This is a genomic window from Paracoccus versutus, assembly GCF_029909795.1.
GTDB classification, from domain to species: Bacteria; Pseudomonadota; Alphaproteobacteria; order Rhodobacterales; family Rhodobacteraceae; genus Paracoccus; species Paracoccus versutus.
In genome coordinates this window covers 2,010,406-2,036,385 of record NZ_CP038197.1, presented here as the reverse complement: position 1 = coordinate 2,036,385, position 25,980 = coordinate 2,010,406, and the positions used below count along the sequence as shown (strand labels likewise).

Sequence of the window (25,980 nt, the reverse complement as noted above, 5' to 3'; positions counted from 1 at the left end):
ATGATTCGGGCAATACGCGCATTTTTCGCGGTTGTCGCAGTAGCCGTTTTGGCAAGCTGCGGCGGGGGCGACAGCCTGCAACCCAGCAAGACCTATCAGGGGCCGCCGATCACGCAGATCGTGGTCAAGAAGGCCGATCGCAAGATGTATCTGGTCAGCGGCAAGGAGGTCGTCAAAAGCTACAAGATCGACCTGGGCAACCAGCCGTTTGGCCACAAGCAATTCGAAGGCGACGGCCGCACGCCCGAGGGCCTGTATTTCATCGACCGCTTCAACCCGCGCAGCCGTTACCACCTGTCGGTCGGCATCTCCTATCCTTCGGCGCAGGACGTGGCCAATGCGGCGGCGCGCGGCCAGCGGCCGGGCGGCGACATCTTCATCCACGGCCTCGGCCCCGAAGGGCGGGCGCTGAACCGGCCGGACTGGACCGCCGGCTGCATCGCCGTCACCGACCAGGAGATCGAGGAGATCTTCACCATGCTGCGGCCGGGCGTGCCGATCTTCATCTATCCCTGACGCCGCCCGAGGACGAGACAGGCCCCGCGCATCAGCGCGGGGCCTTGCCATGTCCGAAGGCCGGGAAGGCGGCAAGCCCCGGCCGGCGCGGCTGACGCATCGGCCATGAACAACGCCCGTGGTCTTCGCGCCGCCTGCACCGGCAGGGCGATCCGGCCGGGCGGGCGGGTCGGGTGAACCGAGGCTTCGCGGCAAAATAACGAGTTGCACAAGGGCGATGCCTGCCTGTAGGTAAAAATTGACTGAATCACTTGGGTATTATCAGTCGCTTCTTCACCTATTCGCGGAGATCATCCATGAGATCGCTACTTGCCCCCGCCCTTCTGGCCGCCACCTTCGCCGGCGCCGGCGCCGGTGCCCAGGCCCAGGATTTCGGCTATGAAGCATTCGAGCCTTCGGTGAACCACATCGACCTCGAGACCTGTCCCGCCCGCGTGACGGCCAAGGAGGTCTTCTGCCGCGCCACGCTTCTGAACGACACCGTCTATGTCTATGTCTTCGAGGACACCGACGAGATGAAATACGTCGAAATGCTGGCCTTCGAGGCAGGCGAATACGAGATTACCTTCAAATAACGATCCGGGGCGCGGGGTCCGGCGGACCGAAGCGGCCAACGTGCTGCGCCCTGCAGGATCGGTCCCACGACGGCATTTTCCGGCCAGCCTCGGCCGGCCGGACATGACGGCATCTGGCACTGGATGCCGCATCCTTGCTCCGGCTCTCTTCGTGAACCGGCATGCGCCACCGACGGGGCGCGGCGCGGCAATGGCCCTGACCGGGCGCCGCTTGCAGGCCGGGCGGACATGACGGCAGCTGGCACCGGATGCCGCATCATGCTCCGGCCCTCTTCGCGAACCGGCATGCGCCACCGACGGGGCGCGGGGCGGCAATGGCCCTGACCGGGCGCCGCTTGCAGGCCGGGCGGACATGACGGCAGCTGGCACCGGATGCCGCATCATGCTCCGGCCCTCTTCGCGAACCGGCATGCGCCACCGACGGGGCGCGGGGCGGCAATGGCCCTGACCGGGCGCCGCTTGCAGGCCGGGCGGACATGGCGGCAGCTGGCACCGGATGCCGCATCATGCTCCGGCCCTCTTCGCGAACCGGCATGCGCCACCGACGGGGCGCGGGGCGGCAATGGCCCTGACCGGGCGCCGCTTGCAGGCCGGGCGGGAAGGCGGAACCCGGCACCGAATGCCGCATCATGCTCCGGCCCTCTTCGCGAACCAGCATACGCCGCCGACGGGGCGCGGGGCGGCAATGGCCCTGACCGGGCGCCGCTTGCAGGCCGGACGGGAAGCTGGAACCCGGCACCGAATGCCGCATCATGCTCCGGCCCTCTTCGCGAACCGGCATGCGCCACCGACGGGGCGCGGGGCGGCAATGGCCCTGACCGGGCGCCGCTTGCAGGCCGGGCGGGAAGCTGGAACCCGGCACCGAATGCCGCATCATGCTCCGGCCCTCTTCGCGAACCGGCATGCGCCACCGACGGGGCGCGGGGCGGCAATGGCCCTGACCGGGCGCCGCTTGCAGGCCGGACGGGAAGGCGGAACCCGGCACCGAATGCCGCATCCTTGCTCCGGCTCTCTTCGTGAACCGGCATGCGCCACCGACGGGGCGCGGGGCGGCAATGGCCCTGACCGGGCGCCGCTTGCAGGCCGGGCGGGAAGGCGGAACCCGGCACCGAATGCCGCATCCTTGCTCCGGCTCTCTTCGTGAACCGGCATGCGCCACCGACGGGGCGCGGGGCGGCAATGGCCCTGACCGGGCGCCGCTTGCAGGCCGGGCGGACATGACGCGGCCCGCAGAGGGCCGCGCCGCGCGGTCAGATGCCGGCGCCGGGGGCAAAGCCGCCGGCCATGGCCACCGGCGCGCCGGCCGCGCCGCCGGTGATCAGCACCCACCAGATCTTGCCCGAAGGCTCCTGATACCAGCCGATGCCGAATTCCGTGGCGCGCGGGTCCATGATCACGTCGCGGGTGTCGCGGGTCTGCATCCAGGCGTTCAGGGTGGTGATCTCGTTCTCGTAGGTCTCGGAGATGTTCTCGCCGACCAGATGGCCCATGTAGCCCTGGCGCCGCACCCGCTCGAGCGGCGAAGAGCCGTCCGAGCCGAAATGCCAGGCCCGGTTCTGCGCCGCCATGTCGCGGGCATGGACCTTGGCGGCCGCATCCAGCGCGGGGCTCTGCATCATGGCGGGGGCCGCGACATTGGCGCGCAGCGCGTTGATCTGGCCCAGGACGCGGCCGGGGATCTGCGCCTCTTCGCGCGGGGTGATGCGATAGGCCGTCGGCAGCGGCTGCCCGTCGGGGCCTAGTTGCGGCTGAGGCTGCTGGCAGGCCGCGAGCGCCAGCACCGACACAAGCGCCAGGGTGGAAAGTTTCAGCATGATGTCCTGTCCCCAAGGATGTTTGCGCCAGCCATACAAAAGCGCAACCGCCGCTTCAAACCCAAGATTGCGTGAGCGCAACAGGCTGCGACTGTGTTGCGACAATGACGCTTGTTTGAATTGCAAGGCGCCTGCGGCGGGCGTAAATCCCCGTTCCAGCAAGACCTCTTTCGCACATTCGGGCAGAGAAGGCCGCAGGAAGCGGTCCGTCACATATCAGGAGCGACACATGATCACGCCGAAGAAACCGGTCTCGCGCCGGAAATTTCTGACCGCCTCGGTGGCGATGGGCGCGGCAGGGCTGGCGGCCCCGGCCATTGCGCAATCCTTCGACCCCTATACCGGCCAGCCCCTGCAGGGCACGGCGGGCGGCGCCACCCCGGATGCGGGCATGGTGCAATACGACGCCGCGCAGGATTCGCGCCGCAACATCTCCAGCTTCCGCATGCAGGACTGGCAGCCCTATTTCAGCAGCCTGACCAATGGCGCGATCCTGGTCGACCTGACCTCGCGCGCGCTGCATTACTGGTCCGAGGACCAGTCGGTCTACAAGCTGTTCCCGACCTCTGTCCCGGTCAGCGCCGACCTGACCCGCACCGGCCGCACCGAGATCATCAAGAAGGTCGAGGGCCCCAGCTGGGCGCCCACCCCCGAGATGAAGAAGCGCAACCCCGAATGGCCGGATTTCGTGCCGCCGGGGCCGGACAACCCGCTGGGCACCCATGCGCTGTGGCTGAGCTGGCAGTATTACCGCATCCACGGCACGCATGACACGCGCAAGATCGGCCGCAAGTCCTCGAACGGCTGCATCGGCCTTTACAACGAGCATATCAAGCAGCTCTACGACCTGACCAAGATCGGCACCCAGGTTCTGCTGATCTGACCCGGCCGAACAGGAACGACAGCAAGGGGGCCGCGAGGCCCCTTTTTCGTTTCGACCCTTTGGATCGGAAAAGGGTCGGGCTGCACCATCGGAGGATGCAGCCCGACCCCCTGGTCACTCCTGCGGGTCCAAGCCAAATGCCGGATGATGGATCGGCTCTCCGCGAGGCGAGATGCAGTCGATCTGACCCGGCCACGACAAGAGCGACCGCAAAGGGGTCGCGAGGCCCCCTTTTCGTTTCGACCGCCTGGATCGGCGAAGGGTCTGGCTGCACCGCCGCAGGAAGCAACCCGTCCCCCGGTCACTCCTGCGCACCCAGGTCGAATGGCGGATGGTGGATCGGCTCACCGCGAGGCGGGATGCCGTCGATCTGACCCGGCCGGGACAGAGGTGACAGCAAGGGGCCGCGAGGCCCCTTTTTCGTTTCGACCCTTTGGATCGGAAAAGGGTCGGGCTGCACCATCGGAGGATGCAGCCTGTCCCCCTGGTCACTCCTGCGGGCCGAGGCCGAATGCCGGATGATGGATCAGCTCTCCGCAAGGCGCGGTGCCGTCGAAAGGCAGGGCCAGGACCACCTCGGGCGGGCAGCCCGCTACGCGCAGGCCGGGGAAGGCACGGAAACCGAACCGGCCATAATAGGCCGGGTCGCCCACCAGCGCCGCGCCGCGGCCGGTCGCTCGCAATCGGCGGAGGGCCTCTGCCATCAGGGCCGTGCCGATCCCCTGGCCGTGCCTTGAGGGCAAGACGGCAAGCGGGCCGATCAGGCCCCAGCCGTCCTGCGTGCCGATCCGTGCCGCCGAGGCGGCCAGGTAGCCGACCACCGCACCCTCGTCCTCGGCCACAAGCGAAAGGGCAAGCGCGCCCTGCGCCCGCAGCGCCTCGACGATGCCGGCCTCGGTTCCGGTGGATTGCGCCAGCATCAGCATGGCTTCGGTGACAAGCCGGCCGATCGCCGGGATGTCGCCGGCCGTTTCATCGCGGATCAGCATGTCAGGCCCCCTGATTGTCGAGTTGCGCGCGCACCGACAAGCGGCCACGCTTCGATATCCGATACGGGCTGCCTGACCGCGATTCGATCAGCCGTTTCCGCCGCAACCGGCTGAAGACGGCCAGATCGAAGCCGGCAAGGATCATCCCCTCGCGCGTGACGCATGTCACGGAGGTGATCCTGGCACTGTCGCCGCGCTCGTGCAGGATGCGGCCACCCAGGGCCAGGACGTGCAGCGCACGTTGTTCATTTCGTGAAATGTTCATGGAAGTCTCGCATGACGGACGTGAAAGACACCCCGAGCGCACATGCGCCCGGCGGCTTTGAATTCACGCGGCTCTCCGAAGATTCAGAGAGCCTTGTCACACAAGCTCTGACATCCAGTCTCCATAGGCAGCGGGGATTGTCGCTGCTCGCGCCACCAATCTAGGAAGCGGGCGCCGTTGGAGCAACCCCCGTAGAATGACGGGCCGTGGCGGCCCGCCCCGTGATCGGCGCCAGCAGCGGCTGCGTCCCGCATGACGGGCATGGCGGCCGCTCGGGCCGTCAGACCCAGCCCGCCAGGTTCTCGCCGATGACCGCCGCCAGCACGTCGATATGCGCAGGCTCGGCGTTCAGGCAGGGGATATAGGTGAACTCCTTGCCGCCGGCATGTTCGAACGCCTCGCGGATCTCGCCCTGGATCTCTTCCAGCGTCTCGATGCAATCGGCCGAGAAGGCGGGCGAGATCACCGCGATCTCGGTGATGCCCTGCTGCGCCAGTTCGGCCACATGCTCGACCGTATAGGGGCGCAGCCATTCCTCGGTCCCGAAGACCGACTGGAAGGTGGTGTCGATCACGCCCTCGTCCCAGTCCAGCCGTTCCCGGAGCAGGCGCGAGGTCTTCTGGCATTGGCAATGATAGGGGTCGCCCTCCATCAGATAGCGCTTGGGCATGCCGTGGTAGCTGGCGACCAGCTTGCGGGGCTGGCGGCCGCCCAGGGCGCGCTCGACCGAGGCGGCCAGCGCCTCGATATAGTCGGGCCGGTCGAAATAGGGCGGCACGGTGCGCGAGGCCGGCTGCCATTTCTGCGTCATCAGCGCGCGGAAGAACTGGTCGTTCGCCGTCGCCGTGGTCGCCCCGGCATATTGCGGATAAAGCGGGAAGAACAGGATGCGGTCGCAGCCCGCCTTGACCATGCGGTCCACCACGTCCGCGGTCGAGGGATTGCCGTAGCGCATGCAGAAATCGACCATGACCCGGTCGCCCCACAGCGCCGCTGCCCGTTCGCGCAGCGCCGCCACCTGCTGCTTGGTGATGGTCATCAGCGGGCTTTCGTCCGCCTCGTTGTTCCAGATCAGCCGGTAGTTCGCGCCCGAGGTAAAGGGCCGCTTGGACAGGATGACGGTTTGCAGCAGCGGCTGCCACTTCCAGGCGGGATAGTCGATCACCCGCTTGTCCGACAGGAACTCGTTCAGGTAGCGCCGCATCGGCCAGTAGTCGGGCGAATCGGGCGTGCCCAGGTTGGCGACCAGCACGCCGATCTTGCGGGCTGGGATGTTCGGATGATCGGCTGGGGCATACTCGGTAAAGGTCATTCGGACTTTCTCGTGCTGGCAAGAGCTTCGGCAAGCGGCATCCGGGCCGAGCCGGGCCGAAGCGGTTTCTGCTGACTGGCATCGGGCGCCCATCCGGTCAGGAAAACCAGATCGAAGGTGGCCCGGATGCGCGTCCCGTCCTGCGGGTCGGGATGGTTTTCGGCATAAAGCGCGGCGGCGCGCAACAGGACATCTCGTCGCGTCGGGCGCCGCAGCCGCTGGGCCAGCGCGTTGCCCTCGCCCATGGCGCGCAGGTCGCGGCCCAGGTGGAACAGGCTGCGATAGCTGGCGATCTGGGTGATCTGGTCGGCGACCGGCAGCGCCAGGCCCGCGCGCGGCAGCAGCCCGCCCAGGTCGCGGATCTCGCCCATGGGCAGGACGCGGGGCGACAGGCCGCCCGTCACCTCGGCCTCGGCGCGGGTCAGCGCGTCGCGCAGCTCGTGCAGGGTGCGCCCGCCGGGACAGGCGGCGATGAACAGCCCGTCGGGGCGCAGCGCGCGCGCCGCCTGGGCGATCTGGCCCACAGGATCCTCGGCCCAGTGCAGCGCCATGGCATGGATCACCAGGTCATGCGCGCCGGGCTCCAGCGCCAGCGCGGGCGTATCGGCGACGACCGTGGCGCCGGGCATGGCGTCGCGCCAGAGCTGCGGCCGGCCGGTGACGACGGCGACGGCGCTAAACCGTCTGTTAACCTCTGCCAGCCTATCCTCGATCTCGTCGGCGACGATTCGATGCAGGAAATCGACCGGCCCCAGGCGCAGGGCGCGGGCGCGGTTGCGGTCCAGCGCGCGGCGGTCGGTCAGGCCGGGAACGGAAGAGGTGGGATCGGGCATCATGGGGGCTGAACATAGGGGGCTTCGCGGCTTGATGAAAGGCGCATTGCGGCTGGTCTATCCGCCGCAATGCCTGTGCTGCGGCGCGCCCGTCGCCGACGAGGGCGGGCTGTGCCCCGCCTGCTGGCGCGAGGCCGATTTCATCACCGGCACCTGCTGCGCGCGCTGCGGCACGCCGCTGCCGGGCGACGGGGCTGGCGACGCCGGGGATGCGGCGGCGGGGCTGCTGGTCTGCGACGATTGCCTGGGGCTGCAGCGGCCCTGGCAGCAGGGCCGTGCGGCGCTGGTCTATCGCGGCAGCGGGCGCAGGCTGGCGCTGATGCTGAAGCATGGCGACCGGCTGGACCTGGCGCCCGCACTTGGCGGCTGGGTGGCGCGGGCGGCGCTGCCGCTGCTGCGGCCGGGCGCGGTGGTGGTGCCGGTGCCGGTGCATCTGCGCCGGCTGCTGAAGCGCAAATACAACCAGGCCGAGATGCTGTCGCAGCATGTCGCCCGCGCGCATGGGCTGGCGCATCTGCCCGGCGCCCTGCGGCGGCTGCGGCATACGCCGATGCAGGACCATGGCAGCGTCGGCGACCGTTTCGCGAATGTGGACGGGGCGATCGGCGTGCCCGCGCACATGGTCCCGCGGCTGCGGGGCCGCGCGGTGCTGCTGGTCGACGACGTGATGGCCTCGGGGGCGACGCTGGCGGCCTCGGCTCAGGCGCTGGCGGCGGCGGGCGCGGGGCCGATCTCGGTCGTGGTTCTGGCGCGGGCGGTCAAGGATGCCTAGATATGGGGGTGAACATCAATCCGGGACGCGCATATGCCCAAGGTCGAACTGTATACCACCCCCACCTGCCCCTATTGCATCGCCGCGAAATCGCTGCTGCGCAAGAAGGGCATCGCCTATCACGACACCGATGTCAGCCGCGATCCGCAGCTGCGCGCGGCAATGACCCAGCGCGCCGGCGGCCGCCGGACCGTGCCGCAGATCTTCATCGACGGCCGCCATGTCGGCGGCTGCGACGACCTGCATGCGCTGGACCGCCAAGGCAAGCTGGACGCCCTGCTGGGCCTGACGGCATGAGCGAGGCGCTGATCGCGGGGCTGGTGCAGCTGAGCGTCTCGGACGATCCCGAGCGCAACCTGCCGGTCACGCGGGCGCTGGTGCGCGAGGCGGCGCAGGGCGGGGCCGGCTGGGTGCTGACGCCCGAGGCGACCAACCTGCTGGGCGCCAGCCGCGAGCGGCAGGAGCATGTCCTGCGCACCGAGGCCGAGGACCAGACCCTGGCCGCGCTGCGCGAGGATGCGCGCGAGCTGGGCATCTGGCTGCTGATCGGTTCGCTGTCGCTGAAGACCGGCGATCCGGGCGAGAGCCGCTTTGCCAATCGCAGCTTCCTGATCGCGCCGGACGGCAGCATCCGGGCGCGCTATGACAAGCTGCACATGTTCGACGTGACCGTGTCCGAAAGCGAATCCTATCGCGAATCGGCGGCCTTCCGGCCGGGCGGGCGGGCGGTGCTGGCCCAGGGGCCCCTGCCCGTCGGCATGACCGTCTGCTACGACCTGCGCTTTCCCGCGCTTTACCGCGCGCTGGCCCAGGCGGGGGCCGAGGTGCTGACCGTGCCCGCCGCCTTCAACGACACCACCGGCGCCGCGCATTGGGAGGTGCTTCTGCGCGCCCGCGCCATCGAGACCGGCTGCTTCGTGCTGGCGCCCGCGCAATGCGGCACCCATGCCAGCCATGCCGAGCCGGACCGCAGGCCGCGCCGCAGCCACGGGCATTCCCTGGCCGTCGGGCCCTGGGGAGAGGTGCTGGCCGACGGCGGCACCGAGCCCGGCGTGACCTTCGTGACGCTTGACCCGGCGGCGGTTCTCGGGGCACGGTCCCGCATCCCATCCCTGACGCATGACCGGAACTTCGCGGGCCCATGATCCACAAGACGCAAGACAGCCCGCACGGACATGCCGAAGCCTCGGCCGACGCCCTGGCTGCCAGCCTGTTTTCCGAGGTGTTCATCGCCGACCAGCTGGCGCGCGACCTGATCGGCAAGGCGCTGCCCAAGGGCATGCAGATCTCGCATTTCTCGGTGCTGAACCTGCTGGCGCACCTGAATGTCGAGCGCACGCCGGCCGAACTGGCCGAGGCGTTCCACGTCACCCGCGGCGCCATGACCAACACGCTGTCGCGGCTGGAATGGGCGGGGCATATCCATATCCGCCCGGACTGGGACGACGCGCGGCGCAAGTTCATCGCCATCAGCCCGGCCGGCCGGGCGGCGCGGGACGCGGCGCTGGCCGCCTTCATGCCGCGAATCGCCGACGTGGTGCGCGATGTCGGCGCCGACCGGGTGCGCGCGGCGCTGCCGGTCCTGCGCATGCTGCGCAAGCAGCTGGAAGAAACGTTGCGTCACGAAACGCGCGGCGGGCGCTGACCCCGCCGGTCGCCCGGTCGCATGAGTATTTTCGGAACGGTGAAGGCCGGCGCGGGCTCGCCCCGCCGCGCCGCTGCCGTCGGGTATTTGCGGAACGAAGAAGTCAGGCGTCGCGCAGGGCGGTCATCGCATAGTTCACCGACAGGTCGCGATGCGACAGCGACCAGCTCCAGCCCAGCGGGTTGAAGACCATGCCGCAGCGGTCCACCACCCGCAGCCCCGCCGCCTCGGTCATCCGCGCCAGCTCGTCGGGGGTGATGAAGCGGCGCCAGTCATGCGTGCCCTTGGGCAGCCAGCGCATGATCCATTCCGCCCCGACGATGGCGGCGCCGAAGCTGCGGGCGGTGCGGTTCAGCGTGGACTGGATCAGCACGCCGCCCGGCGCCACCAGCTCGCGGCAGGTGGCGATGAACTGCGCGGGGTCGGCGACATGCTCGACGATCTCCAGCGCCATGACCACGTCGAAGCGGAGGCCCTCGGCCGCCAGCGCCTCGGCCGTGGTGGCGCGGTAGTCGATGGCGAGGCCCTGTTCCTCGGCATGCAGGCCGGCGATGGCGATATTGCCCTCGGCCGCGTCGGCGCCGGTGACGGCCGCGCCCAGCCGGGCCATCGGCTCGGCCATCAGCCCGCCGCCGCAGCCGATGTCGAGCAGGCTCAGCCCCTGGAAGGGCGCGGCCGCGGCAAGGTCGCGGCCGAACTGCCCGGCGATCTGCGCGGTGACATAGTCCAGCCGCGTCGGGTTCAGCATGTGCAGCGGCTTGAACTTGCCGTTGGGATCCCACCATTCCCGCGCCATGGCCTGGAACTTGGCGACCTCGGCCGGGTCGATGCTGCTGGGGGCCGGGCTGCTGGGGGCTGGTCTTTCGGTCATCTGGCCGTCCTTCATGTGGCGGGCGCGCGCGACGCGTTATATAGTGGTGCCATGGACAGATTGGCAGGGCAAATCGGCGGCACGGCGTCGCATGGCAGGCTGCATCCGATGGTCGAGCCCTTCGACCGCCGGGTGATCGAGGTCGGCGACGGCCACCGGCTGCATGTCGAGCAGAGCGGCAATCCCGAGGGCGTGCCGGTGATCGTGCTGCATGGCGGGCCGGGCGGCGGCTGCAGCCCCTACATGCGGCGCTTCTTCGACCCCGCCCATTACCGGGCCGTGCTGTTCGACCAGCGCGGCTGCGGCCGCTCTCAGCCCCATGCCGCGGTCCTTGCCAACACCACGCAGCACCTGATCGCCGACATCGAGGTGATCCGCCGCAGCCTGGGGATCGAGCGGGCGATCCTGTTCGGCGGCAGCTGGGGCGCGACCCTGGCGCTGGCCTATGCCCAGGCCCATCCCGAGCCGGTCGAGGCGCTGGTGCTGCGCGGCGTCTTCCTGGGCCGGCGGGCCGAACTGGACTGGTTCTATGGCGGCGGCGTCGCGCGCTTTTTCCCCGACCGCTGGACCGAGTTCCAGGCCCCGATCCCCGAGGCCGAGCGCGGCGACATGATCGCCGCCTATCACCGGCGCCTGTTCAGCGGCGACCGCGGGCAGGAGACGCGCTTCGCCCTGCCCTGGCTGGTGTGGGAAAACGCCCTGGCGGGCCTGGAGATCAACGGGCCGGGCCATGCGCCGCCCGACTATGCCCGCACCTTCGCCCGGCTGGAGAATCACTATTTCGCCCATGACTGCTTCCTGGCCGAGGGCCAGCTTTTGCGCGATCGCCACCGCATCGAGCATATCCCCGCCGTGATCGTGCAGGGCCGCTACGACATGGTCTGCCCGCCGGCGACCGCCTGGGAACTGGCCCAGGGCTGGAACAGGGCGGACCTGCGGCTGGTCCCCGCCTCGGGCCATGCGCTGAGCGAGCCGCGAATCGCCGCCGAGCTGGTGCGGGTCATGGACGGTTTCCGGGATGTGGCAAGGCGGGCCTGACCTCTTTGCGAAAGGGCACGCGGCGGCCGGCTTGCGGCCCCTGCGAGGCAGGCGGCAGGTGCCGCGCCGGTTTTCCTTGCAATCCCTGGCGCGGGGCCCTATATGCGGCTCAACAGCGGCGCAGGCGTCCACAACCTGCCCACCGGTAAGACGCACGGGCCGCCAAGGCCCGTTTTTTGTATTTGGGGGATCAGCATGAGCGACCTCATCGCCAAGACCGCCATCGACCGGCGTCTGGCCGAGATCATCGCCCCGGTCATCGAGGATCTGGGTTTCGAACTTGTGCGCATCCGCCTGCAAGGCGGCAAGACCGCCACGCTTCAGATCATGGCCGACCGGCCCGAGGGCGGCATCAACGTCGACGACTGCGCCGACATATCCACCGCCGTCAGCGCGGTTCTGGATGTCGAGGATCCGCTGGAGGACGCCTATCACCTGGAGGTCTCGAGCCCCGGCATCGACCGGCCCCTGACCCGGCTGAAGGATTTCGAGACCTTCGAGGGCTACGAGGCGCGGCTGGAGACGAACCAGCCCATCGACGGCCGCAAGCGCTTCAAGGGCGTGCTGACGGGGGTCGAAAAGGGCGAAGGCGGCGACGAGGTGCTGCTGAACATCGAGGAAGGCGGCGAGGTCCAGACCATCGGGCTGAACTTCGACTGGCTTTCCGATGCGAAGCTGGTTCTGACCGACGAGCTGATCGCCGAGATGCTGCGGCAGAAAAAGGACGCGGGCGTGCAGATCGACAATCTGGACGAGACCGCCTTTGACGAGATCGAAACGGAAGCCGGCGAAGACAACGCCGCCGCGAAGGAGTGAGGAATGGCCATCACCTCTGCCAACCAGCTTGAACTGCTGCAAACCGCCGAGGCCGTTGCACGGGAAAAGATGATCGACCCCGATCTGGTGATCGAGGCGATGGAGGACAGCCTGGCCCGCGCGGCGAAGTCGCGCTACGGCTCGGAAATGGACATCCGCGTCCATATCGACCGCAAGACCGGCAATGCCACCTTCACCCGCGCCCGCACCGTGGTCGAGGATGACGCGGTCGAGAACTATCAGGCCCAGTTCACCGCCGACCAGGCCCGCGCCTATTTCGAACCGTCGAAGGACGGCCGCGCCCATTGGCTGCGCGACGGCCAGCGGCTGACCGATTTCTCGGGCAAGCCGCAGCCCGGCGACGTGTTCGAAGAGCAGGTGCCGCCGGTCGACCTGGGCCGCATCGCCGCGCAATCGGCCAAGCAGGTCATCCTGCAAAAGGTCCGCGAGGCCGAGCGCGACCGCCAATACGAAGAGTTCAAGGACCGGGCCGGCACCATCATCAACGGCGTCGTCAAGCGCGAGGAATACGGCAACATCATCGTGGATGTCGGCCGGGGCGAGGCCATCCTGCGCCGCAACGAAAAGATCGGCCGCGAAAGCTATCGCCCGAACGACCGCATCCGCGCCTATGTCAAGGACGTGCGCCGCGAGGCCCGCGGCCCGCAGATCTTCCTGTCGCGCACCGATCCGCAGTTCATGGCCGAGCTGTTCAAGATGGAAGTGCCGGAAATCTATGACGGCGTGATCGAGATCAAGGCCGTGGCCCGCGATCCCGGCTCGCGCGCCAAGATCGCGGTGATCTCTTACGACAACTCGATCGACCCGGTCGGCGCCTGCGTCGGCATGCGCGGCAGTCGCGTGCAGGCCGTGGTGGGCGAGCTGCAGGGCGAGAAGATCGACATCATCCCGTGGTCCGAGGACCAGGCGACCTTCCTGGTCAACGCGCTGCAACCGGCCGAGGTGGCGAAGGTCGTCTTCGACGAGGACGCGACCCGCATCGAGGTGGTGGTCCCGGACGAGCAGCTGAGCCTCGCCATCGGCCGTCGCGGCCAGAACGTGCGGCTGGCAAGCCAGCTGACGGGCCTCGACATCGACATCCTGACCGAGGAAGAGGAATCCAAGCGCCGGCAGGCCGAGTTCAACGCCCGCACCAAGCTGTTCATGGACACGCTGGACCTGGACGAGTTCTTTGCCCAGCTTCTGGTCGCCGAGGGCTTCACCAACCTCGAAGAGGTGGCCTATGTCGACCTGGACGAGCTGCTGTCGATCGAGGGCGTGGACGAAGGCACCGCCGAGGAATTGCAGACCCGCGCCCGCGAGCATCTGGAGGCCGCGAACAAGGCCGCGCTGGAAAACGCCCGCGCCCTTGGCGTCGAGGACAGCCTGATCGAGTTCGAGGGGCTGACCCCGCAGATGGTCGAGGCCCTGGCCAAGGACGGCGTCAAGACGCTGGAGGATTTCGCCACCTGCGCCGACTGGGAACTGGCCGGCGGCTGGACCACGCAGAACGGCCAGCGCGTCAAGGACGACGGCATCCTGGAGCCCTTCGGCATCAGCCTGGAAGAGGCGCAGACCATGGTGATGACCGCCCGCGTGATGCTGGGCTGGGTCGATCCGACCGAGTTCGAATCGGCCGAGGAAACCGAGGCCGAGGGCGACGAACAGGAGGCCGGGGTGTAACGCCCCGGAAACCGGATGACACGCGGGGGCCGTATCAAGGACCGCGAGACGCCCGAACGGCGCTGCATCGTCACGGGCGAAGTCCAGCCCAAGGCTGGGCTGATCCGCTTTGTCGCGGGCCCCGATGGCGAGGTTGTGCCGGATCTGGCCGAGAAACTGCCCGGACGCGGCTTCTGGGTCGTGGCCGACCGGCAGGCTTTGGACAAGGCAGCCGCCAAGGGCTTGTTTTCGCGAGGCGCCAAGGCGCGGGTGACCGCCCCGCCCGAGCTGCTGGCGATCATCGAATCCGGGCTGGCGCGGCGGGTGACGGACACGCTGTCGCTTGCGCGCAAGGCGGGGCTGGCGGTGGCCGGCTTCGAAAAGGTCAAGGACTGGCTGGCGGCCGGCAAGGCCAGGGTGCTCTTGCAGGCCAGCGACGGGTCGGAACGCGGCAAGGGCAAGCTCTGGACCCCTCCGGGGGGCCGGTGGTTCGGCTGCCTGACCGCATCAGAATTGGGTTTGTCCTTTGGGCGCGATCATGTCATACACAGCGCGCTTGCGCCGGGGGGCCTGACCGACCAGTTGATCAGGGACGCGAGCAGACTGACGGGTCTGCGCGGGCATGACGGCGGTGCGCCCGCCGGGAAGGAATGAAGATCGGATGAGCGATACTGACGGAAAGAAACCCCTGGGTCTTGGTGGCGGCCGTTCGGGCCATGTGAAGCAAAGCTTCAGCCACGGCCGGACCCATAACGTGGTCGTCGAGACCAAGCGCAAGCGCGTGGTCGTGCCCGGCAAGACCGGCGCGGCGGCCGGCGGCGGGCGCTCGGGCTCGCCCTCGGCCGTGTCGGGCGACCCGTCGAAACGTCCCGCCGGCATCTCGGATGCCGAGATGGAGCGGCGCCTGGCCGCGCTGAAGGCCGCCAAGGCCCGCGAGGTCGAGGAAGCCGCGCAGCGCGTCGCCGAGGAAAAGGCCCGCGAGGAAGAACGCGAACGCCGCCGCCTTGAGCTGGAAGCCAAGGAGCGCGAGGAACGCGAGCGCGAGGAAGCCTTGCGGCTGAAGGCCGAAGAGGACGCGCGCCGCGCCCGCGAAGCCGAGCTGCGCGAGAAGAAGAAGGCCGAGATCGCCAAGCCCAAGACGGAAGCGCGCCCGGCGACCCCCGCCGACCGCGCCGCCGCCGAGGCCGCCGCCGTGCGCGCCGAGACCAAGGGCGTCAGCGCCGCCGGCCCGCGCAAGACCGACCGCGACCGCGATACCCGCAGCCCGGCCGACGACCGCGACAGCCGCAACAAGGGCCGCGACGACAGCCGCCGCACCGGCAAGCTGTCGCTGTCGCAGGCCCTGGACGGCGAGGGCGGGCGCCAGCGCAGCCTGGCCGCGATGAAGCGCAAGCAGGAAAAGGCCCGGCAAAAGGCCATGGGCGGCAACCAGCGCGCCGAAAAGCAGGTGCGCGACGTGCAGCTGCCGGAAACCATCCTGGTGTCCGAGCTGGCGAACCGCATGGCCGAGCGCACGCCGGACGTCATCAAGTCGCTGATGCGCATGGGCATGATGGTCACCGCCAACCAGGCGGTCGATGCCGATACCGCCGAGCTGGTGATCGACGAATTCGGCCACCGCGCCGTCCGGGTCTCGGATGCCGACGTGGAACAGGTCATCGACCAGGTCGAGGACAAGCCCGAGGATCTGAAGCCGCGCGCGCCGATCATCACCATCATGGGCCACGTGGACCACGGCAAGACCTCGCTCCTGGACGCGATCCGCCATGCCAATGTCGTCTCGGGCGAGGCGGGCGGCATCACCCAGCATATCGGCGCCTATCAGGTGAAGGCGTCGAACGGGGCGCTGCTGACCTTCCTCGACACGCCCGGCCACGCGGCCTTCACCTCGATGCGGGCCCGCGGCGCGCAGGTGACGGACATCGTCGTGCTGGTGGTCGCCGCCGATGACGCGGTGATGCCGCAGACGGTCGAGGCGATCAACCACGCCAAGGCCGCGGGCGTGCCGATGATCGTGGCGATCAACAAGGTCGACAAGCCGGATGCGAACCCGCAGAAGGTGCGCACCGACCTGCTGCAGCACGAGGTGGTCGTCGAGGCCATGTCGGGCGAGGTGCAGGACGTCGAAGTCTCGGCCAAGACCGGCAAGGGGCTCGATGAGCTGCTGGAGGCCATCGCGCTGCAGGCCGAGATCCTGGAGCTGAAGGCCAATCCCGAGCGCCCGGCCCAGGGCGCGGTGATCGAGGCCAAGCTGGACGTGGGCCGCGGCCCGGTCGCGACCGTGCTGGTGCAGAACGGCACGCTGAAGCGCGGCGACATCTTCGTCGTCGGCGAACAGTGGGGCAAGGTCCGCGCGCTGATCAACGACAAGGGCGACCGCATCGACACCGCCGGCCCCTCGGTCCCGGTCGAGGTGCTGGGCCTGAACGGCACCCCCGAGGCCGGCGACGTGCTGAACGTGGTCGAGACCGAGGCCCAGGCGCGCGAGATCGCGGATTACCGCATCCAGGCCGCCAAGGACAAGCGCGCCGCCGCCGGTGCCGCGATCACGCTGGACCAGATGCTGGCCAAGGCCAAGGCGGACGAGAACGTCGCCGAACTGCCGGTGGTCATCAAGGCCGACGTGCAGGGCTCGGCCGAGGCCATCGTCCAGGCGCTGGAAAAGATCGGCAACGACGAGGTGCGCGTCCGCGTGCTGCATTACGGCGTCGGCGCGATCACCGAATCGGATGTCGGCCTGGCCGAGGCCAGCCAGGCGCCGGTCATCGGCTTCAACGTCCGGGCCAATGCCCCGGCGCGGAACGCCGCCAACCAGAAGGGGGTCGAGATCCGCTATTACTCGATCATCTACGACCTGGTGGACGACATCAAGGCGGCGGCCTCGGGCCTGCTCTCGGCCGAGGTGCGCGAGAACTTCATCGGCTATGCCGAGATCAAGGAAGTCTTCCGCGTCTCGGGCGTCGGCAATGTCGCCGGCTGCCTGGTGACCGAGGGCGTGGCGCGGCGTTCCGCCGGCGTGCGCCTGCTGCGCGACAACGTGGTGATCCATGAAGGCACGCTGAAGACGCTCAAGCGCTTCAAGGACGAGGTCAAGGAAGTGCAGTCCGGCCAGGAATGCGGCATGGCCTTCGAAAACTACGACGACATCCGCAAGGGCGACGTCATCGAGATCTTCGAGCGCGAGGAAGTGCAGCGCCAGCTGTGATCCCCGCGGATAGGAACAAAAGGGGCGGGCCTGCGGGTCCGCCCTTTTTCATGCCCGGATCCCGGCAGGAACGCCAGCCCGTCCCTGCCGGCATGGCGGCGCCGCCGCCTGGCGCGCCCCGGCTTTCTCCGTTGTCCAAATACCCCCGCCGGAGGCCGGCAACAGGGCAAGCGAAAAGAAGAACGGGGCCCCGCGAAGGGCCCCGTTCAACGATCTGGGCACGTTGGCTTTTGCTTCAGGCTAGGACGGGCTTGCCCTCATAGGTCTTGCTGCCTACTCGGACCACGATATTCCCGTTCGCCTGCTGCCTTTCAAAGATCCCCTGGACCGAAATGCAACTGCCGATCGTGATCGTGCGAATCATGTCCGATCTCCTCCTCTACAGGATTTTAGGATTGTCGCAAAATCGTCAAATGTTAACTGGGAATGTCGCAGAGTCAGGCAGATGGACGATAAAGCCGGGACCGGCGTGACCGATATGTCTCATATCCAGTCGCGCAGGATGGGAATCAGCGGCAAGTCCGCCGGCGGCATGGGGTATTTGCTCAATTCGGCGGCACGCGCCCAAGCCAGCTTCTGCCCCTCCTGCGGCACCGGCACGCCCTGCCAGCGCCGGCAGGCGAACAGCGGCATCAGCAGGTGGAAGTCCTCATAGGCATGGCTGGCAAAGGTCAGCGGCGCCAGGCACGAGCGCCAGGTCTCGATCCCCAGCTCCTCGTGCAGCTCGCGGATCAACGCGGCCTCGGGGGTCTCGCCCTGCTCGACCTTGCCGCCCGGAAACTCCCACAGGCCCGCGAGGGACTTGCCCTCGGGGCGCTGTGCCAGCAGCACGCGGCCGTCCGCGTCGATCAGCGCGACGGCCGCGACAAGCACCGTCTTCATGAGCGGTAATCGGCGTTGATGTCGATGTAGCGATGCGTCAGGTCGCAGGTCCAGGCCGTGCGCCGGCCCTTGCCCAGCCCCAGGTCGACACCGATGACCAGGTGGTCGCGCTTCATGTAGGCGCTGGCAGCGGCCTCGTCATAGCCGGGCGCACGCCAGCCGTTCTCGGCCAGCACCAAGTCGCCGAAGCGGATGGTCAGCCGGTCGCGGTCGGCCTCGGCCCCGGACTTGCCGACGGCCATGACCACGCGTCCCCAGTTCGCATCCTCGCCGGCGATGGCGGTCTTGACCAGCGGCGAATTGGCGATGGCCATGGCCACGCGATGCGCATCGGCATCGCTGGCGGCGCCCGTCACCTGCACCTCGACGAATTTCGTCGCCCCCTCGCCGTCCTTGACCACCTGCTGCGCCAGGTCCAGCATCACCTGCTCCAGCGCCCTACCGAAGGCCCGCGCCGGGCCCGAGCGCAGGTCGGTGATCGGCGCCGCTTTGGACTTGCCGGTCGCCGCCAGGATCAGCGCATCCGAGGTCGAGGTGTCGCTGTCCACGGTGATGGCGTTGAAGGTCTGGTCCAGCCGCGCCGACAGCATGCGCTGCAGCAGGGCGGGCGCGATCTGCGCATCGGTAAAGACATAGACCAGCATCGTCGCCATGTCGGGCGCGATCATGCCCGAGCCCTTGGCGATGCCGACGATGTTGATGGTGCCGCCATCGCCCTCGAAACTGGCCGCCGCGCCTTTGGGGAAGGTGTCGGTGGTCATGATCGCCCGCGCCGCGCCGGCCGCGCCGGCCGCATCCAGGTTGGCGGCCAGATCGCCGATCACCGCGGTGATGCGCTCGGCCGGCAGCGGCTCGCCGATCACCCCGGTCGAGGACGAGAACACCCGCTCGCGCGGCACGCCCAGCGCCTTGGCGACGCCGCCGGTGACGGCATCCACCGCCTCTTGCCCGTTCCTGCCGGTGAAGGCATTGGCATTGCCCGAGTTCACGATGATCGCCGCGCCGGCGCCGGTGTCCTGTTTCAGCGCCAGCTTGGCCTGGCAGTCCAGCACGCTGGCCGCGCGGGTCGAGGATTTGGTGAAGGCCCCGGCGATGGCGGTGCCCGGCGCCAGCCTGACCAGCATCACATCGGTGCGGCCCTGGTATTTCACCCCCGCGGCGCCCGAGGCGAACTCGGCCCCTTCGATCACCGGCAGGTCGGGAAAGCGCGCCGGCGCCAGCGGCGAGACCGGATTTTTCGGCTTTACCGCGGCCTCGACCACCGCCTCCGCCCGCGCCTCGAGGCCGGCGGCGGTTTCCTTCAGCGCCGCCTTCAGCTTTTTCAGCTTCTTCTTCAGCGTCTTCAGCTTTTCGGCATCGGAAAGCCTGGACTTCTTGTCGTCGGTCTTGGCCATCGGCTCACTCTCCCAGGATGTCGGTCTTGTTCAGCAGGTCGGGGGCAAGCCCCTCGGTCTTTTCGACCTTGGCCTCGGCCACGCGCTTTTCGATCTCGGCCTGCACCTTGTCGCGGCGCACCTGCACGGCCAGCTGTTCCTTGACCTCTTCGAAGGCGGGGGGCGTCACCTCGCGGGTGTCGTTCAGCTTGATGACATGCCAGCCGAACTGGGTCTCGACCGGCTGGGAAACCTGGCCCTTTTCCAGCGCCTTCACCGCCTCGGCAAAGGGCTCGACCATCTGCTCGGGCTGGAACCAACCCAGGTCGCCCTTGTTCGGGCCGGAATTGTCGGTCGATTTCTCCGCGGCCAAAGCGCCGAAATCGGCGCCTTCGGCCAGTTGCTTGGCGATGGCCTCGGCCTCCTCCTTGGTCTTCACCAGGATATGGGCGGCATTGTATTCGATGGCCGGCTCGCCCTGGCCGCCGAAGGCCTGGTCATAGGCGGCTTTCAGCTCGGCCTCGTCCGGCTCGGCCGAAGCCACCTTTTCCAGCACCGAGCCGGCCAGATAGGCGCGCTTCTCGATCTCCAGCGCCACGGTGTCGCGCTTGCTCAGCGGCTCGGCCGCCTGGGCCACGGCGGTCTGGCGGATCATCTGGTCCAGCATCAGGTCCCACAGCGCCGTATCCGGCAGGCCCTGGGTCGCCTGCGCGTCCAGCCCCTGCCGCATGGCGACCATCTGGCCCAGCGTGATCGCCTCGCCATTGACGGTGGCGACGACCGTATCGGCATCCTGCGCCAGCACGGGCAGGGCCGAGACGGTCCCCGAAAGCAGCACGGAGACGGCAAGAAGCGGTTTCAGCATAGGTTTCCCCTTCATGGGACGGCGCGTCCACGCATAGGTGAACGGGCGCAAGCGTTGACAGTGGGCCGGCCGGGGCATACATCCGGCGCAACCGAAAATGCGCGCCCGTCGCCGTTTTTCCGGCCCAAGTGATAGGGCAAGGCGAATGGTGCCGGCAAGTGGGCGGAACGTCCCGCGCACCCCCAGATACGCGATTTTGAAGGTTCATATGCTCGGCATCGGAAACTTGGCGAAACTGGTCTTTGGCACGCCCAACGACCGCAAGGTGAAATCGGTCCGCCCGCTGGTGGCCCAGATCAACGCGCTGGAGGAGAAGTTTCGCCCCCTCTCGGACGCGGAGCTGATCGACAAGACCCGCGAATTGCAGGGCCGCGCCCAATCGGGCGAGGATCTGGACAAGCTTCTGCCCGAGGCCTTTGCCAATTGCCGCGAGGCGGCGCGCCGCGCCCTGGGCCTGCGCGCCTTCGACACCCAGCTGATGGGCGGCGTCTTCCTGCACCAGGGCAATATCGCCGAGATGAAGACCGGCGAGGGCAAGACCCTGGTCGCGACCTTCCCGGCCTATCTGAACGCGCTGGCCGGCAAGGGCGTGCATGTCGTCACCGTCAACGACTACCTGGCGAAACGCGACGCGCATTGGATGGGCAAGGTCTTTGCGCAGCTCGGCATGACCACCGGCGTGGTCTACCCGTTCCAGGACGATGCCGAAAAGCGCGAAGCCTACCGGGCCGACGTGACCTATGCCACCAACAACGAGCTGGGCTTCGACTACCTGCGCGACAACATGAAGGGCTCGATCGAGCAGATGACCCAGCGCGGGCATTTCTTCGCCATCGTGGACGAGGTCGACTCGATCCTGATCGACGAGGCGCGCACGCCGCTGATCATCTCGGGGCCCAGCCAGGACCGCAGCGAACTTTACAAGACGCTGGACCGCTTCATGCCGGAACTGGCGCCCGAGCATTACAAGCTGGACGAAAAGACCCGCAACGCCACCTTTACCGAGGAAGGCAACGAGTTCCTGGAAAAGCGGCTGCAGGCGGCGGGCATCCTGCCCGAGAGGCAGACGCTCTACGACCCGGAATCGACCACCATCGTGCATCACGTCAACCAGGCGATGCGCGCGCACAAGCTGTTCCAGCGCGACCAGCATTATATCGTGCGCGACGACGAGGTGGTGCTGATCGACGAATTCACCGGCCGGATGATGAAGGGCCGCCGGCTGTCGGACGGGCTGCACCAGGCCATCGAGGCCAAGGAAGGCGTCGCCATCCAGCCGGAAAACGTCACGCTGGCCTCGGTCACGTTCCAGAACTATTTCCGGCTCTACGACAAGCTCTCGGGCATGACCGGCACCGCCGCCACCGAGGCCGAGGAATTCGCCGAGATCTACAAGCTGGGCGTGGTCGAGGTGCCGACCAACCGTCCGGTGCAGCGCATCGACGAACACGACCGCGTCTATCGCACCGCGGCCGAGAAATACGCCGCCGTGATCGCCGCGATCCAGGAAGCCCATGAAAAGGGCCAGCCGATCCTGGTCGGCACCACCTCGATCGAGAAATCCGAGATGCTGTCGCAGATGCTGGCCAAGGAGGGCATCCAGCACAACGTGCTGAACGCCCGCCAGCACGAGCAGGAGGCCAAGATCGTCGCCGATGCCGGCAAGCTGGGCGCCGTGACCATCGCCACCAACATGGCCGGCCGCGGCACCGACATCCAGCTGGGCGGCAATGTCGAGATGAAGGTGATGGAGGCGCTGGCCGCCGATCCCGAGGCGAACCCCGACGAGGTCCGCGCCCGCATCGAGGCCGAACATGCCGCCGAGAAACAGGCGGTGCTGGACGCCGGCGGCCTCTTCGTGCTGGCGACCGAACGCCACGAAAGCCGCCGCATCGACAACCAGCTGCGCGGCCGCTCGGGCCGGCAGGGCGACCCCGGCCGCTCGCTGTTCTTCCTGTCGCTGGAAGACGACCTGATGCGCATCTTCGGGTCCGAGCGGCTGGACAAGGTGCTGTCCACGCTCGGCATGAAAGAGGGCGAGGCCATCGTCCACCCCTGGGTCAACAAGTCCTTGGAACGCGCACAGGCCAAGGTCGAGGGCCGCAACTTCGACATCCGCAAGCAATTGCTGAAATTCGACGACGTGATGAACGACCAGCGCAAGGCGATCTTCAGCCAGCGGCTGGAGATCATGCATACCGAGGAGGTCGAGGAGGTCGCCGCCGACATGCGCGCCCAGGTGATCGACGACCTGGTCGAGCGCCACCTGCCGCCCCGTGCCTATGCCGAGCAATGGGACGTCCAGGGCCTGCACGACGCGGTGATCGACAGGCTGAACATGGACCTGCCCATCGCCGACTGGGCCACCGAGGACGGCGTGGACCAGGAGGCGATCCGCGAACGCATCCAGCAGGCCACCGACGCCTATATGGCGCAGAAGGCCGAGCAGTTCGGCCCGGAAAACATGCGCCAGATCGAAAAGCAGGTGCTGCTGCAACAGATCGACAGCAAATGGCGCGAGCATCTGGTGACGCTGGAACACCTGCGCTCGGTCGTGGGCTTCCGCGGCTATGCGCAGCGCGACCCGCTGTCGGAATACAAGACCGAAGGGTTCCAGCTGTTCGAGACCATGCTGGACGGGCTGCGCTTCGACGTGACCCAGCAACTGGCCCGCATCCGCCCGCTGACCGATGCCGAGCGCGAGCAGATGCTGCGCGAATACCAGCAGAGCCAGGCGGCGGTCGAGGCGCAGATGCATCCCGAGCACGAGGAGGCCGAGGGCGGCGAGGTCTCGGGCCGGGTCGCCGGCTTCGACGAGACCGACCCCACCACCTGGGGCAACCCCTCGCGCAACGATCCTTGTCCCTGCGGCTCGGGCAAGAAGTTCAAGCACTGCCACGGCGCGCTGGCGTGATTTGGGGGCCTTCGGGCCCCTTTCTCATGCGCCGCGCCTCTTGCACGCTCGGCATGGGTATTTGGACAACGAAGAAGTCCTGGGCCCGCGCCGCGATCTTCTCTGTTGTCCAAATACCCATTGCAGCCGTGCAGGCGGGCGCGGCGTGGCCTAGTCGGGCACCAGCATGTAGCCGGTGCCGCGCACGGTTTGCAGATAGCGCGGCTCCTTGGGGTCCGGCTCGATCTTGCGGCGCAGGCGGGTGATCTGCACATCGATGGCGCGCTCGGAGTTCTCGCCCGCCTCCTCGGCCGGGCTGCGGCCCAGATCCTCGATCAGCGCGCTGCGGCTGACCGGCTGGCGCGGCGTGTCGGCAAGGCGCCTGAGCAGCGCCTGCTCGGTTCCCGTCAGGCGCAGCGGCGCATCGCCCTGCCACAGCTCGCCCTTGTCGGCATCGTAGCGCAGATGGCCCAGCGACAGGAACTTCGGCCCCTTCGCCTCGGCCGCCGGGATGCGGCGCAGGATGGCGGCGATGCGCAGAAGCAGTTCGCGCGGCTCGAAGGGCTTGGGCAGGTAGTCGTCGGCACCGCTTTCGAAACCCTCGATGCGGTCCCCCGTCTCGCCCTTGGCGGTCAGCAGCAGGATCGGCGTGGTCATGCGCTTGCGCAGGTCGCGGGTCAGCGAGAACCCGTCCTCGCCCGGCATCATCACGTCGAGCACGATCAGGTCGAAATCCAGCCCGTCGAGCAGGCGCCGGGCATGGGCGGCGTCGCGCGCCGTCGTCACCAGGAAATCGTTGCGCATCAGGAAGCGGCGCAGCAGGCTGCGGATGCGTTCGTCGTCGTCCACGACCAGGATATGGGCCGCAGGCTGGGGATCGGGGGCGAGGGAGGGGGCGGTCATGGCGTCTCGGGCAGTTCTTTCAGCGCGCGATACTGGCGCAGCGTGTCGCGGTCCATCATCGCCTCCAGCACCTGCCGGAAGCCCGCCACCGCCTGCGGCCCGGCGGCGCGATAGGCGGCGCGCATCCGGGCGCGCTGCGCCTCGGACAGCCGCCGCTCCAGCGCCGCGCCCTTGTCGGTCAGGTAGAGCTGCCGTTCGCGCCGGTCGCGGCGGCCGATGCGGCTTTCGACCAGCCCTTCCTCGATCAGCGTGCGCAGCACCCGGTTCAGCGATTGCTTGGTCACGCCCAGCACGTCCAGAAGCGCCGTCACCGTCAGGCCCGGCTCGCGGTTGATGAAGTGAATTGCCCGGTGATGGGCGCGGCCGTAATCCAGCTCGGCCAGGATCAGGTCGGGATCGGCGGTAAAGGCGCGATAGGCGAAGAACATCGCCTCGATCCCGCGGCGAAGCTGATCATCCGTCAGAAACAGCAGGCTTTCCCCGCCTGCCGGCGCGACATTCACCTTGTTCTGCATGGCCTTCCCTTCACTGCATGGCCCTTATTACGTCAGACTTGTTGACTTTCCAACCATGAATGGATAGCCCAGACCTCAAGTTGCGCAACTTTCTTTGCCAGACATGCTCTGACGGCGCAACATTCCGCAAACCGAACCGGCCGGAGGGAAAAATGGCGGGCGCATATGACGATCGTGACGGCAAGATCTGGATGGATGGCAAGCTGGTGGAGTGGCGCGAGGCGAACGTCCACATCCTGACCCATGCGCTGCACTATGCCAGCTCGGTGTTCGAGGGCGAGCGGTGCTACAGCGGCAAGATCTTCAAGGGCCACGAGCATTCGCTGCGGCTGATCGAATCGGCGCGGCTGCTGGACATGCAATCGCCCTATAGCGCAGAAGAGATCGACGCGGCGAAAACCGCCGTGCTGGAGGCGAACGGCTTCAAGGACGCCTATGTCCGCGCGGTGATGTGGCGCGGCTCGGGCGAGGACATGGGGGTTTCGGCGCGCCGCAACCCGGTGCGCATGGCCGTCGCCGCCTGGGAATGGGGCAGCTATTACGGCGACGCGAAATGGCAGGGCGCGAAGCTCGACATCGCCAAGTGGAAGCGGCCCAGCCCCGAGACCATCCCCACCGCCGCCAAGGCCGCCGGGCTTTACATGATCTGCACCATGTCCAAGCACGCGGCCGAGGAAAAGGGCTGCTCGGACGCGCTGTTCATGGACTGGGAGGGCTATGTCGCCGAGGCCACCGGCGCCAACATCTTCTTCGTCAAGGACGGCGAGGTGCATACGCCCCTAGCCGACCGCTTCCTGAACGGCATCACCCGGCAGACCGTCATCCAGATGCTCAAGGACAACGGCACCGCCGTGCATGAGCGCCGCATCAAGCCCGAGGAGCTGGACAGCTTCCAGGAATGCTTCCTGACCGGCACCGCGGCCGAAGTGACCCCGGTCGGGCAGATCGGCGACTGGCATTTCCAGGTCGGCGACACCACCCGCAAGATCGCCGAGGAATACGAAAATCTGGTCCGCGCCTGACCGCCGTCCCAGGCGAAGGCCGAAATGAAAACCGGCCGGGCGGCAGCGCCCGGCCGGTTCGCATTGCTGGGCCAGGGATCAGACCCGATGGCCGCGCTCGATCCGGGCAAATTCGGCGGCGCGGCGATTCGCCTCTTCGCTGCTGCGGACGCGGGGCCGCATGCGCAGGGCGGCGATGGCCGGATGAAGGCCGGATTCGCGTTCCTGCCGCGTATAGTATTGGGTGCGGCCGGAACTGTTTTCGTGACTGCGGTCTGCGATATGTCTGGTCATTTCGGTCTTCCTCCCGCGCGGGAGTATAGCGCGGATGCGGGCGCATTTCACCCCTTGC

At 68.0% G+C, this 25,980-nt stretch carries 27 protein-coding genes; 14 read left to right on the top strand and 13 right to left on the bottom strand.

All coding sequences use genetic code 11. The features are described from left to right. Positions 1–516 carry a L,D-transpeptidase family protein gene (locus E3U25_RS21335; RefSeq protein WP_036758180.1) on the top strand — a complete coding sequence of 172 codons (516 nt, stop codon included), beginning with the start codon at positions 1–3 and terminating at the stop codon, positions 514–516. A 296-nt stretch (positions 517–812) separates the two neighbouring features. Beyond that, on the top strand, positions 813–1,091 hold the full coding sequence (locus E3U25_RS21330) for a hypothetical protein (RefSeq protein WP_116223114.1): 279 nt from the start codon (positions 813–815) through the stop codon (positions 1,089–1,091). A gap of 1,250 nt (positions 1,092–2,341) precedes the next feature. Here the strand turns inward: E3U25_RS21330 and dalA are convergent. Beyond that, entirely contained in the window at positions 2,342–2,905 is a 564-nt protein-coding gene (gene dalA, locus E3U25_RS21325; RefSeq protein WP_036758184.1) for a divisome-associated lipoprotein DalA, read from the bottom strand. 229 nt (positions 2,906–3,134) lie between these two features. Between dalA and E3U25_RS21320 the strand changes: the two genes are divergently transcribed. Beyond that, positions 3,135–3,788, top strand: a complete 654-nt coding sequence (locus E3U25_RS21320; RefSeq protein WP_036758186.1) for a L,D-transpeptidase — start codon at positions 3,135–3,137, stop codon at positions 3,786–3,788. 488 nt (positions 3,789–4,276) lie between these two features. On the opposite strand, the gene E3U25_RS21315 is transcribed toward E3U25_RS21320, so the two are convergent. The 4 genes from E3U25_RS21315 to E3U25_RS21300 all read right to left on the bottom strand — a co-directional run bounded on the left by E3U25_RS21315 (position 4,277) and on the right by E3U25_RS21300 (position 7,190). Further along, positions 4,277–4,777 (bottom strand): GNAT family N-acetyltransferase, encoded by a 501-nt coding sequence (locus E3U25_RS21315; protein WP_116223115.1) that lies wholly within the window; start codon positions 4,775–4,777, stop codon positions 4,277–4,279. A gap of 1 nt (position 4,778) precedes the next feature. After that, positions 4,779–5,042: a YjhX family toxin gene (locus tag E3U25_RS21310; RefSeq protein WP_036758189.1), complete on the bottom strand. Its 264-nt coding sequence runs from the start codon at positions 5,040–5,042 to the stop codon at positions 4,779–4,781. 280 nt (positions 5,043–5,322) lie between these two features. Next, a complete protein-coding gene (gene hemH, locus E3U25_RS21305) occupies positions 5,323–6,354 on the bottom strand; it encodes a ferrochelatase (protein ID WP_116223116.1) in 1,032 nt (343 codons plus the stop codon). After that, entirely contained in the window at positions 6,351–7,190 is an 840-nt protein-coding gene (locus E3U25_RS21300) for a methyltransferase domain-containing protein (protein WP_036758192.1), read from the bottom strand. Before E3U25_RS21300 ends, hemH begins: the two co-directional genes overlap by 4 nt. A 31-nt stretch (positions 7,191–7,221) precedes the next feature. Here E3U25_RS21300 and E3U25_RS21295 point away from each other — a divergent pair, with 31 nt between their 5' ends. From E3U25_RS21295 to E3U25_RS21280, 4 genes are read left to right on the top strand one after another with little or no spacing between them, the layout of a single operon-like run. Further along, complete coding sequence (locus tag E3U25_RS21295) at positions 7,222–7,959, top strand: double zinc ribbon domain-containing protein (RefSeq protein ID WP_114535920.1); 738 nt, start codon at positions 7,222–7,224, stop codon at positions 7,957–7,959. 33 nt (positions 7,960–7,992) lie between these two features. Then, positions 7,993–8,256 carry a glutaredoxin 3 gene (gene grxC / locus E3U25_RS21290; protein ID WP_036758195.1) on the top strand — a complete coding sequence of 88 codons (264 nt, stop codon included), beginning with the start codon at positions 7,993–7,995 and terminating at the stop codon, positions 8,254–8,256. Beyond that, the gene (locus tag E3U25_RS21285) at positions 8,253–9,104 is read left to right on the top strand and encodes a carbon-nitrogen hydrolase family protein (RefSeq protein ID WP_181180880.1); all 852 of its coding nucleotides are present in this window, start codon (positions 8,253–8,255) and stop codon (positions 9,102–9,104) included. Before grxC ends, E3U25_RS21285 begins: the two co-directional genes overlap by 4 nt. Continuing rightward, positions 9,101–9,604 carry a MarR family winged helix-turn-helix transcriptional regulator gene (locus E3U25_RS21280; RefSeq protein ID WP_052096129.1) on the top strand — a complete coding sequence of 168 codons (504 nt, stop codon included), beginning with the start codon at positions 9,101–9,103 and terminating at the stop codon, positions 9,602–9,604. The genes E3U25_RS21285 and E3U25_RS21280 overlap by 4 nt, the downstream gene beginning before the upstream one ends. A gap of 103 nt (positions 9,605–9,707) precedes the next feature. On the opposite strand, the gene ubiG is transcribed toward E3U25_RS21280, so the two are convergent. Then, positions 9,708–10,475 carry a bifunctional 2-polyprenyl-6-hydroxyphenol methylase/3-demethylubiquinol 3-O-methyltransferase UbiG gene (gene ubiG, locus E3U25_RS21275; RefSeq protein WP_116223292.1) on the bottom strand — a complete coding sequence of 256 codons (768 nt, stop codon included), beginning with the start codon at positions 10,473–10,475 and terminating at the stop codon, positions 9,708–9,710. Between the two features lie 51 nt (positions 10,476–10,526). Between ubiG and pip the strand changes: the two genes are divergently transcribed. The 5 genes from pip (at position 10,527) to infB (ending at position 17,196) form a co-directional block, all read left to right on the top strand. Beyond that, positions 10,527–11,513 carry a prolyl aminopeptidase gene (gene pip, locus E3U25_RS21270; protein WP_116223117.1) on the top strand — a complete coding sequence of 329 codons (987 nt, stop codon included), beginning with the start codon at positions 10,527–10,529 and terminating at the stop codon, positions 11,511–11,513. A 195-nt stretch (positions 11,514–11,708) separates the two neighbouring features. After that, on the top strand, positions 11,709–12,329 hold the full coding sequence (rimP, locus tag E3U25_RS21265; RefSeq protein WP_116223118.1) for a ribosome maturation factor RimP: 621 nt from the start codon (positions 11,709–11,711) through the stop codon (positions 12,327–12,329). Between the two features lie 3 nt (positions 12,330–12,332). Next, on the top strand, positions 12,333–14,012 hold the full coding sequence (gene nusA / locus E3U25_RS21260) for a transcription termination factor NusA (RefSeq protein ID WP_036758199.1): 1,680 nt from the start codon (positions 12,333–12,335) through the stop codon (positions 14,010–14,012). Positions 14,013–14,027: 15 nt separating this feature from the next. Continuing rightward, positions 14,028–14,645, top strand: a complete 618-nt coding sequence (locus E3U25_RS21255; protein WP_036758200.1) for an RNA-binding protein — start codon at positions 14,028–14,030, stop codon at positions 14,643–14,645. Positions 14,646–14,652: 7 nt separating this feature from the next. Continuing rightward, a complete protein-coding gene (gene infB / locus E3U25_RS21250) occupies positions 14,653–17,196 on the top strand; it encodes a translation initiation factor IF-2 (protein ID WP_072463859.1) in 2,544 nt (847 codons plus the stop codon). Between the two features lie 235 nt (positions 17,197–17,431). Here infB and E3U25_RS21245 read toward each other — a convergent pair whose 3' ends face one another. From E3U25_RS21245 to E3U25_RS21230, 4 genes are all read right to left on the bottom strand, one after another. Beyond that, positions 17,432–17,560, bottom strand: coding sequence for a hypothetical protein (locus E3U25_RS21245; protein WP_036758202.1), 129 nt, complete (start codon positions 17,558–17,560; stop codon positions 17,432–17,434). 119 nt (positions 17,561–17,679) lie between these two features. Further along, a complete protein-coding gene (locus E3U25_RS21240; protein ID WP_116223119.1) occupies positions 17,680–18,078 on the bottom strand; it encodes a (deoxy)nucleoside triphosphate pyrophosphohydrolase in 399 nt (132 codons plus the stop codon). Further along, positions 18,075–19,472, bottom strand: coding sequence for a bifunctional glutamate N-acetyltransferase/amino-acid acetyltransferase ArgJ (argJ, locus tag E3U25_RS21235; RefSeq protein ID WP_116223120.1), 1,398 nt, complete (start codon positions 19,470–19,472; stop codon positions 18,075–18,077). The genes E3U25_RS21240 and argJ overlap by 4 nt, the downstream gene beginning before the upstream one ends. Before the next feature lie 4 nt (positions 19,473–19,476). Then, positions 19,477–20,316 (bottom strand): peptidylprolyl isomerase, encoded by an 840-nt coding sequence (locus tag E3U25_RS21230; RefSeq protein WP_116223121.1) that lies wholly within the window; start codon positions 20,314–20,316, stop codon positions 19,477–19,479. 208 nt (positions 20,317–20,524) lie between these two features. Between E3U25_RS21230 and secA the strand changes: the two genes are divergently transcribed. After that, positions 20,525–23,230: a preprotein translocase subunit SecA gene (gene secA / locus E3U25_RS21225; RefSeq protein ID WP_116223122.1), complete on the top strand. Its 2,706-nt coding sequence runs from the start codon at positions 20,525–20,527 to the stop codon at positions 23,228–23,230. Between the two features lie 150 nt (positions 23,231–23,380). Here secA and E3U25_RS21220 read toward each other — a convergent pair whose 3' ends face one another. Further along, the gene (locus E3U25_RS21220) at positions 23,381–24,112 is read right to left on the bottom strand and encodes a response regulator (RefSeq protein WP_052096130.1); all 732 of its coding nucleotides are present in this window, start codon (positions 24,110–24,112) and stop codon (positions 23,381–23,383) included. Further along, positions 24,109–24,627: a MarR family winged helix-turn-helix transcriptional regulator gene (locus E3U25_RS21215; RefSeq protein ID WP_036758206.1), complete on the bottom strand. Its 519-nt coding sequence runs from the start codon at positions 24,625–24,627 to the stop codon at positions 24,109–24,111. The genes E3U25_RS21220 and E3U25_RS21215 overlap by 4 nt, the downstream gene beginning before the upstream one ends. Positions 24,628–24,779: 152 nt before the next feature. Here E3U25_RS21215 and E3U25_RS21210 point away from each other — a divergent pair, with 152 nt between their 5' ends. Continuing rightward, positions 24,780–25,649 carry a branched-chain amino acid aminotransferase gene (locus tag E3U25_RS21210; RefSeq protein ID WP_036758207.1) on the top strand — a complete coding sequence of 290 codons (870 nt, stop codon included), beginning with the start codon at positions 24,780–24,782 and terminating at the stop codon, positions 25,647–25,649. Positions 25,650–25,727: 78 nt separating this feature from the next. On the opposite strand, the gene E3U25_RS21205 is transcribed toward E3U25_RS21210, so the two are convergent. Continuing rightward, entirely contained in the window at positions 25,728–25,922 is a 195-nt protein-coding gene (locus E3U25_RS21205) for a hypothetical protein (RefSeq protein WP_036758208.1), read from the bottom strand. Between the last annotated feature and the right edge of the window lie 58 nt (positions 25,923–25,980).